The 17836-nt window shown below is 73.7% G+C and carries 14 protein-coding genes; 12 read left to right on the top strand and 2 right to left on the bottom strand.

Features of this window, described 5'->3' with window-relative positions; translation table 11 throughout:
* The first annotated feature begins 302 nt into the window (after window positions 1–302).
* On the top strand, window positions 303–1355 hold the full coding sequence (locus HYE82_RS21645) for a helix-turn-helix transcriptional regulator (protein ID WP_179175789.1): 1053 nt from the start codon (window positions 303–305) through the stop codon (window positions 1353–1355).
* A 345-nt stretch (window positions 1356–1700) separates the two neighbouring features.
* On the opposite strand, the gene HYE82_RS21640 is transcribed toward HYE82_RS21645, so the two are convergent.
* Complete coding sequence (locus tag HYE82_RS21640; RefSeq protein WP_179175788.1) at window positions 1701–2432, bottom strand: hypothetical protein; 732 nt, start codon at window positions 2430–2432, stop codon at window positions 1701–1703.
* A 431-nt stretch (window positions 2433–2863) separates the two neighbouring features.
* Between HYE82_RS21640 and HYE82_RS21635 the strand changes: the two genes are divergently transcribed.
* The gene (locus tag HYE82_RS21635; RefSeq protein ID WP_179175787.1) at window positions 2864–3289 is read left to right on the top strand and encodes a hypothetical protein; all 426 of its coding nucleotides are present in this window, start codon (window positions 2864–2866) and stop codon (window positions 3287–3289) included.
* 411 nt (window positions 3290–3700) lie between these two features.
* Entirely contained in the window at window positions 3701–4141 is a 441-nt protein-coding gene (locus HYE82_RS21630; protein ID WP_179175786.1) for a hypothetical protein, read from the top strand.
* A gap of 79 nt (window positions 4142–4220) precedes the next feature.
* On the opposite strand, the gene HYE82_RS21625 is transcribed toward HYE82_RS21630, so the two are convergent.
* Window positions 4221–5636 carry a DUF6777 domain-containing protein gene (locus HYE82_RS21625; protein ID WP_179175785.1) on the bottom strand — a complete coding sequence of 472 codons (1416 nt, stop codon included), beginning with the start codon at window positions 5634–5636 and terminating at the stop codon, window positions 4221–4223.
* Window positions 5637–6468: 832 nt separating this feature from the next.
* On the opposite strand from HYE82_RS21625, the gene HYE82_RS21620 reads away from it, so the two are divergent.
* The 9 genes from HYE82_RS21620 to HYE82_RS21580 all read left to right on the top strand — a co-directional run bounded on the left by HYE82_RS21620 (window position 6469) and on the right by HYE82_RS21580 (window position 17206).
* On the top strand, window positions 6469–6831 hold the full coding sequence (locus HYE82_RS21620; RefSeq protein WP_179175784.1) for a DUF1304 domain-containing protein: 363 nt from the start codon (window positions 6469–6471) through the stop codon (window positions 6829–6831).
* Between the two features lie 5 nt (window positions 6832–6836).
* On the top strand, window positions 6837–7394 hold the full coding sequence (locus HYE82_RS21615) for a TetR/AcrR family transcriptional regulator (protein ID WP_179175783.1): 558 nt from the start codon (window positions 6837–6839) through the stop codon (window positions 7392–7394).
* 520 nt (window positions 7395–7914) lie between these two features.
* A complete protein-coding gene (locus tag HYE82_RS21610) occupies window positions 7915–9471 on the top strand; it encodes an alpha/beta fold hydrolase (RefSeq protein ID WP_179175782.1) in 1557 nt (518 codons plus the stop codon).
* A gap of 12 nt (window positions 9472–9483) precedes the next feature.
* The gene (locus tag HYE82_RS21605; protein ID WP_179175781.1) at window positions 9484–11109 is read left to right on the top strand and encodes an alpha/beta fold hydrolase; all 1626 of its coding nucleotides are present in this window, start codon (window positions 9484–9486) and stop codon (window positions 11107–11109) included.
* Window positions 11110–11194: 85 nt separating this feature from the next.
* Window positions 11195–11878, top strand: a complete 684-nt coding sequence (locus HYE82_RS21600) for a Crp/Fnr family transcriptional regulator (protein WP_179175780.1) — start codon at window positions 11195–11197, stop codon at window positions 11876–11878.
* Between the two features lie 154 nt (window positions 11879–12032).
* Window positions 12033–12905, top strand: coding sequence for a hypothetical protein (locus HYE82_RS21595; protein ID WP_179175779.1), 873 nt, complete (start codon window positions 12033–12035; stop codon window positions 12903–12905).
* A complete protein-coding gene (locus tag HYE82_RS21590) occupies window positions 12902–15292 on the top strand; it encodes a hypothetical protein (RefSeq protein ID WP_179175778.1) in 2391 nt (796 codons plus the stop codon). The genes HYE82_RS21595 and HYE82_RS21590 overlap by 4 nt, the downstream gene beginning before the upstream one ends.
* Window positions 15293–15380: 88 nt before the next feature.
* The gene (locus tag HYE82_RS21585; RefSeq protein WP_179175777.1) at window positions 15381–16634 is read left to right on the top strand and encodes a PE-PGRS family protein; all 1254 of its coding nucleotides are present in this window, start codon (window positions 15381–15383) and stop codon (window positions 16632–16634) included.
* Entirely contained in the window at window positions 16631–17206 is a 576-nt protein-coding gene (locus HYE82_RS21580) for a Pycsar system effector family protein (protein WP_179175776.1), read from the top strand. Before HYE82_RS21585 ends, HYE82_RS21580 begins: the two co-directional genes overlap by 4 nt.
* Window positions 17207–17836 lie beyond the last annotated feature (630 nt).

The following is a 17836-nucleotide window of genomic DNA, read 5'->3' as shown; positions in this document are numbered from 1 at the left end:
GCCCCTGATCGGCCCGCCCCCGGTCGGCCCCGCTTCCGGTGTCCGGCGGGTCCGCCCCACCCCCGTCGGGTCGGGCCCGCCGGACGCCGTGCGCGGGGCCGCGGGCTGCGGACACGGGCCAGGCCCCCCCGCCCGGCGCGTGCCCGTCGCCCCGGAAACGATCCTGCAACGGCGGCCCCGGAAAGGCCCAGCCCTTTCGGCCACGGCCGAAGTGCCTGACGCAAAGGCCCCTTGGGCCGGGCCGGGGGAGCGGGGAAGATGTCAGCCCCGACCCGCCCAGGAGGCCGCCAGGAGGTCATCCCGTGCTGCGCATCGTGTTCACGTCCGAGGACCTCGCCAGGACCCGGATCGCGGCGACCTGGGGGCCGCTCGGGGAGACGCTGCTCTCCCTGACGACCCTGCAGCAGACGCAGGAGCGGGCACTGTTCGATGCCTGGCGCCGGAAGGTCGACGCGACCTCGGCCGCACGCAAGCACCCCGCCTCCGCCCTCTTCCACGAGGCGTACCTGGACCTCTTCACCGTCACCGGAGCAGCGGCCACCCTCGAAGAGGGCCTCGAGGCCCTGCGCGCGGCGGGGGCGGAGCACGTGCACGGCGAACTCGTCGGAGCCGTCGCCGTCCGGGCCCGCTACACGCGCTGCACCGGCCCCTGGCAGGGCACCGCGTGGGGCGACATCGCGTACGACCGCAAGGACCGTGAGGAGCTGCTGGCCTACCTCCAGGAGGCCCACCGCTCCGCCGTGGCGCCGTACTGGCCGCGGATCCTGTCCCGGCTGCAGGCCGAGCAGGCCGCGCACGCCCGGGTCCTCGCCGAGCACGGCGTGGAAGCGATGCTCGCCGGCCTGCCGCCCGGGTTCCGCTGGCGGTCCCCGGTGCTGGAGGTCGGCCGGGGAGCCCTCACCGGCACCGTCGAACTGGGCGGCCGGGGCCTGCTGCTGGTCCCCTCGGCGTTCAGCCGGACCGGACCCGCCACCTACACCAGCGAGGTCGACGGGCAGGCTCCCACCGTGCTGTTCGTGCCCGTCATCCACAGCGTCGCCGACGCCGCCGCGCTGCTGACCACACCCGAGTACGGGCTGGACAAGGCCCTCACCGCCCTCCTGGGCCGGACCCGCGCCCACGCCCTCGACGCGATCGGCCGGGGGCCCTGCACCACCGGGCAGCTGGCCGAGCGGATCTCGACGTCCCTGCCCACCGCCAGCGAGCAGGCCACCGTCCTGCGCCACGCCGGCCTCATCACCACCACCCGCCACGGCAGCGCGGTCATGCACGCGCTCACCCCGCTGGGCCGCGCGCTGCTCAACGGCCACCACTTCCGGGCCGCGCCCATCGCAGCCGCCGTGCCGCAGCTTTGAGCGGGCTGCTCGACCGCTCTCCCGCAGGACAGGCGTTGGGCGGTGTTCCGGGAGGCCGGGTGGCGGGCGAGACGGACGGACGACGCGTACCAGGACATCACCGCACGGGCAGACGAGAGGCTTCGCCTGGGGTGCGCTGCTCGCGCGCGCCGTGCTGATGTTGCTGATCAGGCCGGGAACCGCGGCCGTGATCCGGCTGAGGTCGATGCCGCCCTGAAGCCGCTGCTCGTGGCCGGCGCGGCCCGGTACCGCTGAGCCGGGCGCCCCGGTCCGGCCGTCGCACGCCGGAAGGCTGTCCCCCCCTCACGCGCACGTGGACTGGCCGTGATTCCGATCGCCGTGCTGTCAGCTGCCGCCGCCCGCGGCGGTGGCGTCGCCGCTGATGGCCGTCGCCGAACCGATGTTGAAGGCGTCGGCGCTGGCGTCACCGGAGGTGGCGTCGCCCGTGGTGATCGTGCAGCGGCCGATGCAGGTGTCGACGCCGGTGTCGGCGTCGCCGGAGGTGGCGGTACCGCCGAGCGTGTTGTTCTCCGCCGTCGCGGCACCGGTGATGGCGGTGGCGCTGGCGTCGGTGCCGTCGCTGGTGTCGCCCGCCGCCCGACTGCCGTTCTGGACGCCGGCCAGGGCACGGAACGTGCCCGTGCTCAGGACGTCGTCGCTCACGGCGGTGTTGACGCTGTCGGAGCAGAGGCCGGTGCACGAGGCCGAGGCGCCTGCGCCGACGGAGGTGTTGGTGCTGCTGCCGCACAGGCCCGTGCACTCGTTGTAGGCGCCGACGCCCACGGAGGTGCTGGTGCTGTTCCTGCACAGCCCCTTGCACACGCCGGAGGCGCCGTCGCCCACGGCCGTGTTGGTGCTTTCGTGGCAGAGGCCCTCGCACGAGCCGGAGGCACCGACACCCGTGGCGGTGTTGGTGCTGCCGTGGCAGAGGCCGGTGCACCCGCCGGGGGCGAGGGCGCTGCTGTGGTACGGGGCTGGCGGTGCGGCCATCGCGGTCGACGGCAGCACCACGCCGCCGGTCAGTGCCACGGAAGCCGCGGTCAGCACGATACGACGGGTCCAGGAACGCGCGTTCATCGGAAACTCTCCGGGATTCGTGTGTGCGAAGTCTTCGCCTGCGGCCAAGGCGGGGCGCTGGGGGCGCTGGGCTGCGGTCGGATGCGTCCGGTGGCGTGGCAGACGTCGGGGAGATCCCCCGGGGGCTTTTGCGAGGGTGACGTTAGCGTGTGGATCATGGAGCGAGCAGGATCTTGCGGCCTGCGGCGTGTTCTCCCGGCGCCCGGATCGCCGCGGGGTGCGGCCCGCCGGACGGCATCGGCCGAATAACAGGCTCGGCGGCAGCCGTCAAGCCACGCATTCAAGTGGCGTGACGCGTCTTCGCTCGAGGGGGTTTATTGGAAGTACGCCCTCCCCGGGAACCACCGGAAGGAAAGGGGCCGGCAAAAGATTCCGGCTCCTCCTGCGGGGCGGTTCACGAAAACCCTTACCATACCGAGTGGAGAATTCACATGTTCGAGCGTTTTTGGACCCGTCGAATCGTTCTGGCCGGCGCCTCCGTGGCCCTGGTGGGCGGCGGTATCGCCCTCCCGGCGACGGCGATGGCCGCCCCGGTCGCCGCCCCGCAGCAGGCCGTGTCCGTCCTCCAGGACGACAGCGCCGACGGCATCGGCACCAGCGGCGACGCGACCGCGGACAACACCACCGTCGGCGGCACCGCCACCAGCGGCACCGCCAACTCCGGCGTCGGCAGCTGCAAGGGCAAGTGCACGATCAACACCGGCAACGCCACCAGCGGCGACGCCAGCGCCGACGCCATCAACACCGGCGATGCCACCGCGGTGAGTGGCGATGCCACCGGCAAGGGCGGCACGGTGTCGAAGCAGGAGCTGAAGAAGCAGCTGAAGGAGGATCTGAAGGCGAAGCTCGGCAAGTGAGCGCCGACAGGCCGCCCCCGGGACCCGTCCCGGGGAGCCGCCCCCACCCACCGTGCGCCGGAGAAGGCAGGAGCCTCTCCGGCGCACGGCTGTGCCGCGTCGGGGGCGGTGCGTGACGCCGGGCGGACCACCCGTTGTCACCCGTCGAAGAGGTACACGACCTGCGGCGCTTCCCACTCGGTGAAACGACCTGCCGGCCTCTCCCCGAGCCCTCGGCTCCGCGTTATCAAGATCGGATGGGGCCGTCAAGCCACGAATTCGAGTGGCGTGACGCGCCTCCGCTCGCACGGTTTATTGGAAGTACGCCCTGGCCGGGACCTCCCCGAGGAAATCGGAAAATGGTGGAAAATCCGCGGCCGGTTCCGTTGGGCGGCTCATGTGAACCCTTTCTGTAGCGAGTGGAGAATTATTGTGTTCGAGCGTATTCGGGCCCGTCGTATTGTTCTGGCCGGTGCTTGCGTGGCTCTGGTGGGCGGTGGTATCGCCCTGCCGGCGACGGCGATGGCCGCTCCGGTCGCCGCCCCGCAGCAGGTCGTGTCCGTCCTCCAGGACGACAGCGCCGACGGCATCGGCACCAGCGGCGACGCGACCGCCGGGAACACGACCGTGGGGGGTGAGGCCAAGAGCGGCACCGCGAATTCCGGCGTGGCCGATTGCGACGGCGGCTGCGACATCCGCACCGGCAACGCCAGGAGCGGTGACGCCGGCGCCGATGCCGTCAACACCGGCGATGCGACCGCGGTGACCGGTGACGCCACAGGTACGGGCGGCACGGTGTCCAAGCAGGAGCTGGTCAAGCAGGAGCTCAAGCAGAACCTCAAGGACCTGCTGAAGGCGAAGATCGGAAAGTGAGAGCCGCGCCGCACGAAACACGGAACACCGCAGACGCCGGAGAGGTCACCGCCTCTCCGGCGTCCGGTGTTGCGCGCGGCTACTCCTGGTTTCCGTTGCCGGGCGGCTCGTCCGCGGGTGGGGGCGCCGGAGGCTCGGGGCCTTCGGGCTCCGGGCGCACGGGCTCGGGGCCGACGGGCTCCGTCGCCCGTGGCTCGGGCACCACGCTCCCCGGAGCCGGGACCTCCGGCGTCACGGGTGCGGCCGGTGAGACCGGTGCGGCCGGCGTCGCGGGCTCGGCCGGGGACGGCGGCGGGGGCGCACTGCCCGGCTCGCTGGCCGCCGGCGGCGGGGTACCGGGCTCCTTCGTCACCGGAGGCACGGACGCGGGCGTCGGAGGCTCCGGGGTCTTGGCGCCGGGTTCCTTCGTCGCCGGCAGGGAGGCCGGGGATTCGGTCGCGGGGGACTTGACACCCGGGCTCGGGGTTGCCGGGGGCTTGGTTGCCGGGCTCGGGGTCGCCGGGGTCTTGGCGCCCGGGCTCAGCGTGGCCGGGGGCTTGGTTGCCGGGCTCTGCGTGGCCGGGGGCTTCACGCCCGGGGACAGCGTGCCGGGAGACTTGGTGCCCGGAGACTTGGTGCCGGGAGACTTGGTGCCCGGAGATTTGGTGCCCGGAGATTTGGTGCCCGGAGATCTGGTGTCCGGGGACAGGGTCGCGGGCGACCTGGTGTGAGGTGATTTCGTCGGCGGCAGCGGCAGCGGCCAGTGCCTCCGCGGCGGCGAGGTCCTCGTGTCGCGGTGGCCGTGGTCGCCCGACTGCCTGCGGACCCAGTTGCCGTTCTTCACGTCGAGGATGACGAAGGTCTTGATCACCGTGGGAGCACGGTTGACGACCACGACGTTCTGCGGCCGGTATCCGGACCAGGCGGTCCCCGTCTGCTTGGGCGTGCCCCTCTGGGCGACCGCCCGGGCCAGCGGATTGCCGCATGCGCAGCGCACCTTCGGCTCGCCGCGGCCGTCGACGAGGACGGCCGTGCCGGACTGGAGCACCGACTGGTAGCCGGTGGAGGTGCCGTTCTTGTAACCGTGGTTGGTGACTCGGGTGTCCGAGCGCAGCTGCAGGGGCGTCAGCGACCGCAGATATCCGGGGACCGCGGACGGCTGGACGTTCAGCGAGGACGCGAAGGCCTTGTTCCTGCCCGTGTCGGCCGTCACGTAGCGGATCTGCTTCTCGACGTCGCAGGCCGGGCTGTTGCGGGTACCGCCGTACAGGCCGACCTCCCCTCCCGAGACGCTGCGGATGGCGCCCGCCTGGGTGGGCGCGTCAACCGGGGCGGCTGCCGGCAGCGCCGTGGCCGTGTTCGCCGTCGACGGGGTGAACGGGTCCGGCCCGCTCGCGCTCGCGGGCTGCAGGATGACCTCTCCGGCCTGGGCGGGGCCCCCGCTCGGGCGGGTGAGGACGACGGTCAGGACCACGGCGACGGCAATGCCGCTGGTGACCGCCGCCACCCGCGGCACGGACCGCCACCAGGGGCGACCTCCCCCGCCGGGCTGTCCCTCGGGGCCGCCGGGGCCGCCGGGGCCGCCGGGGCCGCCCCGGCCGCCGCCGGAGGGCGGAGGCGGGGGCGGAGGTCCCGACGGCCGGCCGGAAAGAGGCCCGGAGGGCGGGCCCGTGGGACGCTCTGACCGCGGTTCGGAACTCACGTTCTCCCCTTCCCGCCGGATTGGGATGCGCGTCACGCGAAAGTATGTGACGGTTCAGGCCGTTTGGCTCTGGTTTCACACTGTCAGCCCTCATTGTGAGCGCCGGTACGGCCGGATCCGCAAGCCGAACCCGCCCGGTCCGCAGCCTCCGGTGCGCCCTGCACAGCCGTGGGCCCCGCGCAACTCGAGCCCCGCCCCGCCCGGGTGAGCCGTTGGTGTGGTGTGCGCCGAAGGGGGAGGCTTGCCGTGACCGGGCCCGGGGAAGCCGGCGCGGGCGCCGAGGGTGCTCTGCTCATCAGAGGCGTCCAATCGGGTGATGCCGCCGCTCCGGGGCTGCTGTCGGAGCGCCGCGCGCGGCATCTGTTCGGCGGACGCCCTGCCTCCTGGGTCGAGTTCGACCCGGCCGTGGCCAATCACCGCTCCGGACGTGCGCTGTTGGCGGCGACATGCAGTGCCTTCGCCGGGCCTTCGCCGGGCCTTCGCCGATCCGGCCCGCGCGAGCCCGCAGGACCGGAGCCCGCCGACCTTCGCGGCCGGATGTACTCGTCTTTGACTTCCTGGACAGATGTCCATATATTCGGGACGCTTGTCCAGGAAATTTTCGAAAGTTCTTCGCTGTCTGCGCGATTCGGGGAGTGGCTGGTCGATGGAGACGACTGCGACCGTGCTGGTGGGCCTGGTGGCCGTCCTGCACCTGTATGTCCTGGTGCTGGAGATGTTCCTGTGGGAGCGCGCGCCCGGGCGCAAGCTCTCCGGATTCGACGCGGACCTGGCCCGCGCCACCGCCCCGCTCGCCGCCAACCAGGGCCTCTACAACGGCTTCCTGGCCGCCGGCCTCGTCTGGGGCCTGTTCGCCGGGGACCCGACCGGGTTCCAGGTCCGGGTCTTCTTCCTGGTCTGCGTGGTGGTGGCCGGGCTCTACGGCGGCTTCACCGCCAACCGCCGCATCCTGATCGCCCAGGCGCTGCCCGGCGCCCTGGCGCTCGCCGCGGTCCTGCCGGCCGGGTGACCGCCGTGCCCGGGGATCCCCGTACCGAGCGGACCCGCGCCACGCTGCGCCGTGCCCTGCTGGAGGAGTGCGCGAGCGGCCCGCTGGACAAGGTGAGCGTCGCCGCCCTGGTGCGCCGGGCCGGCGTCGGCCGGGCCACGTTCTACGTCCACTACGCCGATCTGGAGGCGCTGGCCGTCGACGCCTGCGCCGGGATCGTCCGGGAGGCCGTCGACGCCCTGCACGCCTGGCGCGGCGTCCCCGACCCGGCGAGCCCGCCGCCCGCCCTGGTCGACTTCTTCGAGCGGCTTCCCGGGCACGCGGCGCTCTACCGGGAGTTGCTCCGCCCCGGCGGCGGCGGTCCGCTCGGCCGGGTCCTGCACCGCGACCTGCGCGCCCGCAGCCGGGCCGAGCGTGCCCTGGCCGGCGCGCCGGATCCCGAGCTGGTCGCCTCGGCGGTGGCCGGGGCCTTCACCGGGGTACTCGCCGACTGGCTGCACGGCCTCATCGAGGCGACCCCGGACGGGATCGCCGGGCGGGTCTGGCGCCTGCTGATCGGCCTTCACCGCACGCCTCTGACCTGACCGGTGTTGACGGGGTGTCCGGGAGCCCGAGGGGCACCCCGGTGAGGGCGTGAGTACGCCCACCCGTACGGGGCGCGGTCGGCCGCCCCGCCTCGACCCGGCTTCGGCGCGCCCGTCATGCGACGGCTCGCCGATGCGCTGGGGCGCAGGCCCGGCGCTCCACCGGTACTGCGCCACCGAGAAGACCTGCTCACCGCGATGGCGGAGCAGATGCCGGGGCAGGCGAGGGCGCCTCCGGCCGAGGCGGACCGGACCGTGCGGCCGGCGGAGCCCGTGCCCTCCCTCCGCCGGGCGCTGCTCGCCCCCGCGACGGGGCACGCGCCTTCGCCGGCACGCACTCCACCGGCCCGAACCCCCTCGGCGTCGCCGCTGATCCGGGACCGGCATCCTGCCGGCCGCTGCCCGTGTGCGGGTGCACGCGCCGCGCGGTACGGTCGGGGTACGTGCGTGCGTTCCGCCCACACCCCCACGGCCCAGTCCCGCCGGGCAGCCGTGGATGTCGGCAGAGGAGCGGGATCGTATGGCAAAGCGCAGCCTCAACGCGACGGCCGCCGCGGCGGCTCTGGCCTGCCTGGCAGCCTTCGGCCCGGCAGGGAGCAGCGCCGCGTCACCGCCCGCCCGCGGCGCCGGACCCAGCCCGGCCGTTCCGGCGGCGCGGTTCGTGCCCGGGCCCTGTCCGAAGACGCCCGAGCCGGTCGCCGCGCTCGACAGAGCCCGGTGCGGCTTCCTGGAGGTCCCCGAGAACCGTGCCGCCCGCTCCAGCGGCCGGACCATCAAGCTGGCTGTGGCGGTCATTCCGGCCGCTTCGGCGAAGCCCGCCGCGGACCCGGTGGTGTTCATGGCGGGCGGCCCCGGCGGCGACACGTTCGACGACATCCCCATCCTCGTCGACGCCGGCGTGAACCGGGACCGCGAACTGGTCATCATGGCCCAGCGCGGAAACCTCCACGACCGGCCGAACCTCGCCTGCCCGGAACTGGACCGCTTCTACGCCAGGTACGTGGGCCTCCGCTACGCTTCGGCGCCGGCGAAGCGGCTCCTGTTGGACGCGGTGAGGAGCTGCCGGGACCGGCTGGCGGCCGACGGGATCGACCTGAGCGCCTACAACACCGCCGAGAACGCCGCCGACTTCGCCGACCTGCGCACGGCGCTCGGCATCGCCGAGTGGAACGTCTACGGCTACTCCTACGGATCCGACCTGGCCCTCACCTACCTGCGCAACCACCCCGAGGGCATCCGCGCGGTGGCGATCGACTCGGTCACGCCCCCGCAGGTCGCGACCCTGCCCTGGACCTGGAGCAGCGCACGGGAAGGCATCGGCACCATCCTCCGGGCGTGCGCGGCCGAACCGCGCTGCAGCAGCCGCTACCCGGACCTCTCCCGCACGCTGACGGAGCAGGTGCGCAAGCTGGAGGCCAACCCGCTGACGCTGAACGCCCGGCCGCCGCGCGGAGGAGACCCGGTGAAGGTGGTCCTCGACGGGGGAGCGGTGCTGAACCTGCTCGTCGCCAACGCCGTCAAGGCCCACGATGTCCCGGCAGCCATCGACGAGCTGAGCCGCGGACGCCCGGAGCGGTTCGCGCAGGCCCGCGCGGCCGACTCGGTCCAGGCCGTCGGCATGACCGCGCACGGCCTGACCGAGTCGGTGGCGTGCAGCGAATGGGCCCCGGGATACTCGGAATCCGACGTGCTGAACGCGGGACGCCGGGCCTTCCCCGGATGGCCGGACAGTGTCCTGGCCCAGGCACCGCAACTTCCCTTCCAGTACGACGCGTGCGGCATCTGGAACGTTCCGGACCGTACCTCCGCCCAGCGCGCGGCCACCGTCAGCGCGGTGCCCGCGCTCCTCGTCTCCGGTACGTTCGACGGGAAGACCGGGGCGAGCTGGGCGCGCGAGGCGGCCCGCACGCTGTCCCGCTCCACCTCCGTACGGATCCCCGGGATCACCCACTGGGTGGTACCCCAGTCGCCCTGCGCGCAGAAGGTGCTGGCCTCGTTCCTCGCGGACCCGACTTCGCCCGACACCGGCTGCGTGGCCGGCCTCGCACCGAAACCGTTCACGATCAGCCCGAAATGAACGGGAGGGCAGATGGCAGCCAACCCTGCGTCCCGACGCGGCCGCCGCCCCGCGCGACGGCCCCGCACCAGGTCGGCCGCCGTGGCCACCGGCATCCTGATCACGGGCTTGTTGACGGCACCCGCCCACGCCCGGAACGGCACCGGCACCGGCACCGGGGCGGCCCCGAGCCCGGGCGCCCCGATCGGCACGGTGGCCCGGACGGTGGGCGACGCCCGCTTCGCGCCCGGCCCCTGCCCGAAGAACCCGGAGCCGATCGCCGCGCTCGAAGAGGCCCGCTGCGGAACACTCACCGTGCCCGAGAACCGCTCCAGGCCGGACAGCCGAAAGATCACCCTCGGTGTCGCGATCGTGCCCGCGAAATCAGGGACCCCGAAACCCGACCCGATCGTGTGGCTCGCCGGCGGCCCCGGAGACGACGCGGTCGGGGAGGCGAAGATGGCGATCGACGGCGGCCTCAACCGGAACCGTGACGTGATCTTCATGTCCCAGCGCGGCACGTACTCGGCGGACCCGCAGCTCACCTGCCCGAACATCGACGAGTTCAACGCCCGCGCGACCGGCCTCGTCTACGACGCCCCGTCCACCGAGCGCCTGCACGTCGACGCGACCCGAGCCTGCCGTGAGCGACTGGCGGCCCGCGGCGCCGACCTCAGCGCCTACAACGACACCGAGAGCGCTGCCGACTACGCGGACCTGCGCGCCGCCCTCGGCGTCGACCGGTGGAACGTCTTCGGCATCTCCTACGGCACCCACCTGGCGCTCGTCTACATGCGCCAACACCCGGAAGGAATCCGGTCGGTCGGCATCGACGGCATCCTCCCGCCGTCCAAGGCGGGATCGGCCCTGACCTGGAGCAGCGCCAAGCAGGGCTTCGACGGCCTGTTCAAGGCCTGCGCGCAGGACCCGGCGTGCAACCGCCGCTACCCCAACCTGTCCACCACCTTCGAGCGCCTCGTCCGCGAACTCGAAGCCAAGCCGGTCACCACCACCGTCACGCTCCCCGGCAGCCGGAAGCAGGTGAAGGCCGTCCTGGACGGCGGAGCCCTGGTGAACTGGCTGACCTCCGCCACCCATGTCGCGGAAGGGGTGCCCCGCTCCCTCGACGAGCTGGCCCAGGGCAAACCCCAGCGGATCGCCCAGCAGTGGGCGGCCGGCAAGTACAGCCCCCAGGCCATCGGCCGCGTGGCCCACGGCCTCGCCTACGGCGTCTTCTGCAGCGAGTGGACGCCGTACGAGACCGAGGCCCAAGCGCTCCGGGGCGGGCAGGACGTGTACCCGTCGTTCCCCCGATCGGTACTGGCCCAGGCCCCGCAGCTCACCTTCCTCCGCGCGGACTGCGACGTCTGGAACGTCCCCGCGGCGCCGCGTTCGATCCGGGACGCCACGCGCAGCGACATCCCCACCCTGGCGCTGTCGGGCGGCTTCGACGCCCAGACCGGCGCGTCCAACGGGCCGTACGTCGCCCGCACACTGAACCGGGCCAAGGTCGTCACGGTCCCGTACGAGCCCCACGTGGTGTTCGCCACGTCGAAGTGCGCGCAGGCGATCACCGCCTCGTTCTTCGACGATCCGACCGCACCGGACACCGCATGCCTCAAGAGCCTCGATCCCCCCGAATTCGAGATCGGCCCCTGAAGCCGGAGCCGTGCATGCGCTAACCTCGCGGATCGTCGAGAACCATCGTGCGCGGCCCGAAGGGGCGGGCGGGGAGAGACCGTTGATGCAGTTCGAGGACCAGGTCCCGTTCGTGGCCCGGCTGGACTCCGACGACCGGAAAGCGCTCATCCACAGCGGCAGTCCCCTCGTCTTCCCCGCGAGACAGGTCCTGCTGCGCGAGCACGAACCCTCGACCCACGTCCTGGTCGTCCTCTCCGGCTGGGCCAAGGTGACCTCCGCCGCACCCAACGGGTACGAGGCGCTCCTCGCGCTCCGCGGGCCCGGCGACATCGTCGGCGAGCAGGCCCTGCTCAGCGGGCGGCCGCGCGGGGCCACCGTCACCGCGCTCGAACGGATCGAGGCGCTCGCCGTCCCCGCCGACCGGTTCGCCGCCCTGCTCGACGAACGGCCGCTCATCGCCCGGAAGTTACTCGCCCTGACCGCCGACCGCACCCGCGACAGCGACCGGCGGCGCGTGCAGTTCGCCTCCCTCACCGTGCAGGAGCGGCTCGCCCTGCTCCTGCTCGAACTGATGCGCACCCACGGCACGGAGTCGGAGGACGGCGTCCAGCTCCGCGCCGGACTCACCCAGAGCGACCTCGCGGGCTCGGTCGGCGCCTCGCGCGAGGCCGTCGCCCGGCTGCTCAAACCACTGCGGGAACGGGGCGTCGTACGGACCGGGCGGCGCGGACTCGTCGTCGTACGACCTGACGTGCTCCGGCAGATGGCCCGCTCCGGAAACGGCTGACCACTGCCGCCGACCGGCCTGCGCCAGGCCCCGTTGTGTGCACGTGGTCACATTCCGAGTGTGCTAAGTTCCGTCGCCTCGGACTCCCCGCGCCTGGCATCTTCATCGGTGTCAGAAGGCCCCGAGGGGGCCGTGCCACCAGCGGAAGGCGGCCATGCGCGAGCCTGTCAACCGGACCATCCTGCTTCTCGACATCGAGCGGTTCAGCCGCCGCGACGATGTGGTGCAGGTCGTCCTGCGTCGTACCTTGAACAAGATCGTGGACCAGACACTCGAAGCCGCCGGAGTGGAGGCCACGCAGCAGTACCGCGAGGACCGCGGTGACGGGCTGATCGTGCTGATCAGCGCAGACGTGGCGAAGACCGTACTGCTGCGGTCGCTGCTCACGGCCGTCCCCGACCTCCTCCACGAGCACAACCTGCTCGCCTCGGACAGCGCCCAGATGCGGCTGAGGATCGTCCTCGCCGCCGGCGAAGTCGCCCACGACCCGCACGCCGGGACCACCGGGGGACTCGTCGGCCACGACCTCAACCAGGCCTGCCGGCTGCTCGACGCCGACGTGCTGCGCTCCGCGCTCGCCGCGCGGCAGGACGAGCACTGCGTCCTCGCGGTGAGCGCCCCGGTGTACGAGGGCGTGGTCCGCCACGGCCACCGGGGGGTCCGGCCGGAGCTCTTCGAGGAGGCGGACGTCACCGTGAAGGACGGCGTGCTGCCCGCCTGGATCCACCGGGGCGCGGCGCCCGACCGGATGCCGGCCCGCTCGGCCGCGCCGGCTCCCGAAGCCGCTCCCGGGCCCGTACGAGCGCCGGAGCCCGGCCGGGTCCCGGCGTCCGAGCCCGCGTCCCCGCCCGCCCTGCAGGAGCGGCCCGCCGGAGCCGTCTTCCACTTCCACGGCGCGCCGGTGATCCACGGCTCCCTCGTCGGCGGCGACCAGCACGGCGTCAGCGGCGGGCAGGTCACCGGTGACGTCGTCCTCGGCGGCACCCGTACCGAGGACGGCGCCCGCCGGGACGGGGGCCGGTCGTGAACGCACCCCAGGACCACCCGGCCGTTCCGGACGGGCAGGACCCCCACCCGGAACGGCCGGAGACCGCCCCGCACTCCCCGGACGGCACCGGCGAAACCGCCACCGCGTCCGAGGAGTTATCGAGCGCCGAGACCGAGACGGAACACGCCTGGGACTCCCGCCGCGACCTCTACCGGCACAGCCCCGGCATCATGCTCGGGCATTCGGCCCGGATCGGCGGCTCGCTCGTCGGCGGCGACCAGCACGGCGTCAGCGGCGGCCACGTCACCGGTGACGTCATCCTCGGCGGCAGCAAAGTCGAATACCACCTCGGCGGCGACGACGAGGAGCGGTCCGGCGAGATCCCCGCCGCCGAAATCGAAGCCCTCGCACGGAACTTCGCCTACCCGCCCGCGGCGCCGGACGACGACACCCGGCCCGACGGCACCGCCCCGGCCGACGGCCGCGACCCGGGCCAACCGGACACCCCGTACGGCCCGGGCGGCCCGGATGACGCGGAGGAACCCTGGGAGCCCGGAAGCCCGTTCGCCCTCGCCCTCGCCGGACTCAGGGAACACCGCGTGGCCATCCTCTCCGGGCCCGCCACCACCGGCCGAAGGGCGGCCGCCCTCATGCTGCTCCGCGCAGCCGGCTCCCGCACCTACCGGTCCCTCGACCCGGCGCTCCCGCCCGGCCGGCTGGCCGCAGAACTCCGGGAAGGCTGCGGCCACCTCGTCGCCGACTTCGCCACCAGCCCCGAACGCCCCCTGCGCGAGCACCACATCCGCGCCCTCAGCGAGCGCCTCCACGCCACCGGCAGCCACCTCGTCCTCGTCGTCGGACCGCACCCCGTCGTCCACGGCGGACCGGGCCACGTCCCCTGGCAGCCGCCGGAGCCCGCAGCGCTGCTCGCCGGACACCTCAGGAACAAGGACCTGGCCGGCCGGAGCGTGGACGAGCTCCTCGCCCTCACCGAGGTACGGGCCGTCCTCGCCCACCACCGGCCGGTCGCCGACACCGCCCGCTTCGCCGAACGCGTCGCCGGCTACGCCCGGGGCACGGTGTCCCTCGCCGAGCTCGGAGCGTTCGGCCACTACGCCGCCGAACGCCAGGTCCGGGAATGGTTCGACAGCGCGGACCACACCCTCCACGACAAGGCGTTCCTCATCGCCCTCGCCACCTTCGACGAGGCGCCCTACCCGCTCACCGCCGAGCTGAGCGATGTCCTCTTCGGCCTCCTCCAGCGCATCGAGAACCCCGGCGAACCGGCCCGGATCCCCGTCTTCGGCACCTCCAGCGCCCAACGGGTCGAGCAGGCCCTCGCCGACCGCTACCAGGAGCCCGAGGAGACCGAGTGGGGCCCCGTGCTCCAGACGAAGGTGCAGTTCAGGGACCGGCTCACCGCCATCACCCTGCTCCGCGAGGTCTGGACGGGCCACCCCTCCGCCCGGCCCGCGCTCGTGGCCTGGCTGCGCCGCCTCGCCGACGACCCCCGGCCCGTCGTCCGCACCCGCGCCGCCGCCACCGCCGCCGTCATGGCCGAGGCCGACCTGCCGTCCGCCATGGCGCTCCTCATCCGCTCCTGGGCGGCGGACCAGCGGCTGCGCTCCCGGCTCGCGGCGGCCAACGCCCTGGCCCTCGCCCACCACCTGGGCGCCCCGCACGTCTCCCGCATCCTCGCGGAATGGTGCACCGCTCCGGACCACCGGCTGCGCTGGACCGCCGTCCGCAGCTACGCGCTGGTCGGGGACGCCTTCCCCCGGGAGGCGCTCGCCGCGCTCACCGAGGCCGTACGCGGAATGGAGACCCGGGGCGGGCCTTCCCGCGGCTGGACGGAAGAGTTGGACGACCTCGCCCAGTCTGCCGCCGTGCTGCTGCTCGCCGCGGGACAGGAGGCGGCAGCAGACGACGGCTGGGACACGGCAGCCGACCTGTGGGGCGCCCTGCCGACCCTCGCCCGAGGGACCACCCGGGACTTCGTGCTGCGCGCCATGGTCCACGCCAGTGGGCCCACGGACGGGCCCGCGGGCACGGGACGCCCCCTGCTGCTCGACCTGTTCGCACGCGCCGACCCTAAACCCGGCACGGACGGGGCGGTGCTGCGGCACGCCCTGGCCGCCCTCTGGCGGAGCGTCCTCAACGACCCCATGTGCACCGCGTCCGGGAAGAACACCCTGCGCCAGTGGGTCCGCGGAGCCGAGAGCGACCGGGGAGCCGAGACCGCGCTCGCCGAGCTGCTGCCCCTCCTCGCCGTCTCCGTCGAGGACCACCGGCGGCTCGCCCACCTCCTGGAGAACCTGCGCGGCGAGGGCGACCCCGCCCCGCCCGCCGTGGCCCTCCGGCTCCGCGCCCTGGTGTCCGCACCGTACGCGGACGCCCGTACCTGCGCCGACTCCCCGTCCCGGTGAGCCCGGCGGTTCCGCCGAACCCCTGCACCCCTCGGCGTGAGTCCTCCGGGCCCACGCCGTCCGAACCGTCCCAAGGAGCAGCGTCACCATGTTGAGCCAGCCGCCCCAGTGGCAGCAGGACGCCAACCGGCACTCCGTGCTCGTCGACCCGGTGGTCACGATCCAGGAGCTGTCCCGCTTCAAGCCGCTGCGCGCCACGCGCATCGACCACGCCCTCGTCTTCACCACAGCCCAAGGCGCCCTCGACACCTACCTGCCGCCGCGCCGACCGAGCCGCACCGAGCTCGCCACCCGGCGCTGGACCAGCGTGTACGAGGTGGACATGGGGCTGCACGAGTGCGCCACCGTCCTCGCTCTCGCCAGCCAGAACGACGCCTTCCTCTTCGAGGTGTCGCTGAGCTGCACCTGGCAGGTCCTCGACCCGGCCGCCGTCGTCGCGAGCGGCGAGCGGAACGTACCGGCCATGGTCCAGCGCCTCGTCGAACAGGCCGTACGGCCCGTGCTCCGCGGCTACGCCATGCAGGACAGCGCGGCGGCCGAGCTCCACGCCCGCAAGGCAGTCGAAGCCACCGGGCCGCTGGGCACCCATGCCGGGCTCGAAGTCCGCTGCGGCCTGCAGATCCGGCGCGACGAGGCGGCGCTGGAGCAGGAACGCCGTCTGCGCGAGATCGAGTTCGCGCGCCAGAAACTCGAACCCCAGCACACGCTGCTCATGCGGGAGGACGAGCTCGCGGCGGAGCGCGCCCTCGCGCAGGGGGAGCAGCAGCACCGCGTCGAGCTCCAGCAGCAGACGCTCGACCACCAGCGCCGGATGGCCCGCGGCCACCAGGAGCTGGAGCTCCAGGAGATCGAGGCCAAGAAGATCGACTACTACACCTACTACCTGGAGCGCGGCGGCCCGGCGGCCATGGCCTTCCAGCTCGCCCGGCACCCCGAGGACGCCCGCCTCATCATGGAGAACCTGCGCCAGGACCAGCTGCTGACCATGAAGAACCAGCTCACGGTCGCCCTCCAGGCGCTCGGCGGCGGCCCCGGCGGGCTGGAGGAGCACCAGATGGACGAGCCGCGCCGCCTCGCGGCCAACGTCATCAGGGAGGTCCTGAGCGCGAAGCTGTCACAGGGCGCGGCACCGCAGCTGGCCGCGGCGGACGTGCTCCCGGCCCCGGACACCGGGGAGGGCCGGGCGCCCGGAACCGGCGCCGCGTCCCCGACGGCGGAGGGCGGCGGCGCGCCGCCGCAGGCGTCGCCCCCGGGCGAATCCCCGGAGGACACCCCGCCGCCCCCGCTGCCGGAGAACGGACCCGTCTTCGGCTATCCCGCGCCTCCGCAGCCGCCGCGATGAGCGCCACCGCTCCCGAACCCGGCCCCGCGCCGGCGCCGTTGCGGACGGAGCCGCAGCCGCAGCCGCAGCCGCAGCCGCAGCCGCAGCGCACCGCGGAGCGGCTGCTGGGCGAACTGCGCCAGGAAGCCGCCCGTGCCGACACCAAGGGCTCCGTCCTCGTGGGCGCCCAGGGCATGACCGCCGCCGCGCTCGTCGGCGTGCTCGCCGCGCGCGGTTGGCGCCCTTCCCACCTCGCGGCGCTCGGCCAGGTGATGTGGTGGGCGGGAACGGCCTGCTTCCTCATCTCGCTGATCTCCCTGCTCATGGCCGTCCTGCCCCGCTACCGGAAGGTCGGCTGGCAGCCGGGTGCCCCGCTCACCCACTTCGCGGACATCCGCGGGGCGGCCCGCCAAGGAGAGGCGGTCCTGGAGGAGGCGCTGCGGGAAACCGACCGCGCTCCCCGGGCAGCCGTGCTCGCCTCGCTCGCGGAGAACAGCAGGATCGTCTCGACCAAGTACGGCTGGCTGAGGACGGGCATCGCCGGGTTCACGGTCGCGCTGGTGCTGCTGCCCGGCGCACTGCTCGCCGGCTGAGCCCGCCGCTGACGCGCACATCACCGTCGCCGATTCCCATCGGAAGAAGACCTTCAGGAGACACACCGTCATGCCCGACCACGAGGACGTCCCCCCTCCCTACCCGGGAGCGGAGGCCACACCACCGCCGTACCCGGGCCTTCTCCCACCCGCGCCGGCACCGGAGGCCGCACCGGCGTATCCGGGGGAGACCCTTCCTCCCGTACGCCCCGGGGAAGCGGGGCCACCGCCGTACCCGTCGGAAACGGCGCCGCCCGCATACCCCGGCGACACCCCGCCCGTGCACCCGGATGATGCGGCGCCTGCGTCGTACCCCGGATCATCGGCGCCGCCCACATACCCGGAGGACAACCCGCCCGCCTACCCGGCCGATCGGGTTTCTCCCGCGTATCCGGGGGAGGATCCGGCGGCTTACCCGGCCGATCGGGTTTCTCCCGCGTATCCGGGGGAGGATCCGGCGGCTTACCCGGCCGATCGGGTTTCTCCCGCGTATCCGGGGGAGGACCCGCCGGCTTACCCGGCCGATCGGGTTTCTCCCGCGTATCCGGGGGAGGACCCGCCGGCTTACCCGGCCGATCCGGTCTCTCCCGCGTATCCGGGAGGCGCCCCGTACGCGTATCCCCCGCCCGC

It is taken from the genome of Streptomyces sp. BR123 (assembly GCF_013401435.1).
Classification (GTDB): Bacteria; Actinomycetota; Actinomycetes; order Streptomycetales; family Streptomycetaceae; genus Streptomyces.
Note: the sequence above shows the minus strand (reverse complement) of the source record. Positions and strands in the feature narration are given on the sequence as shown.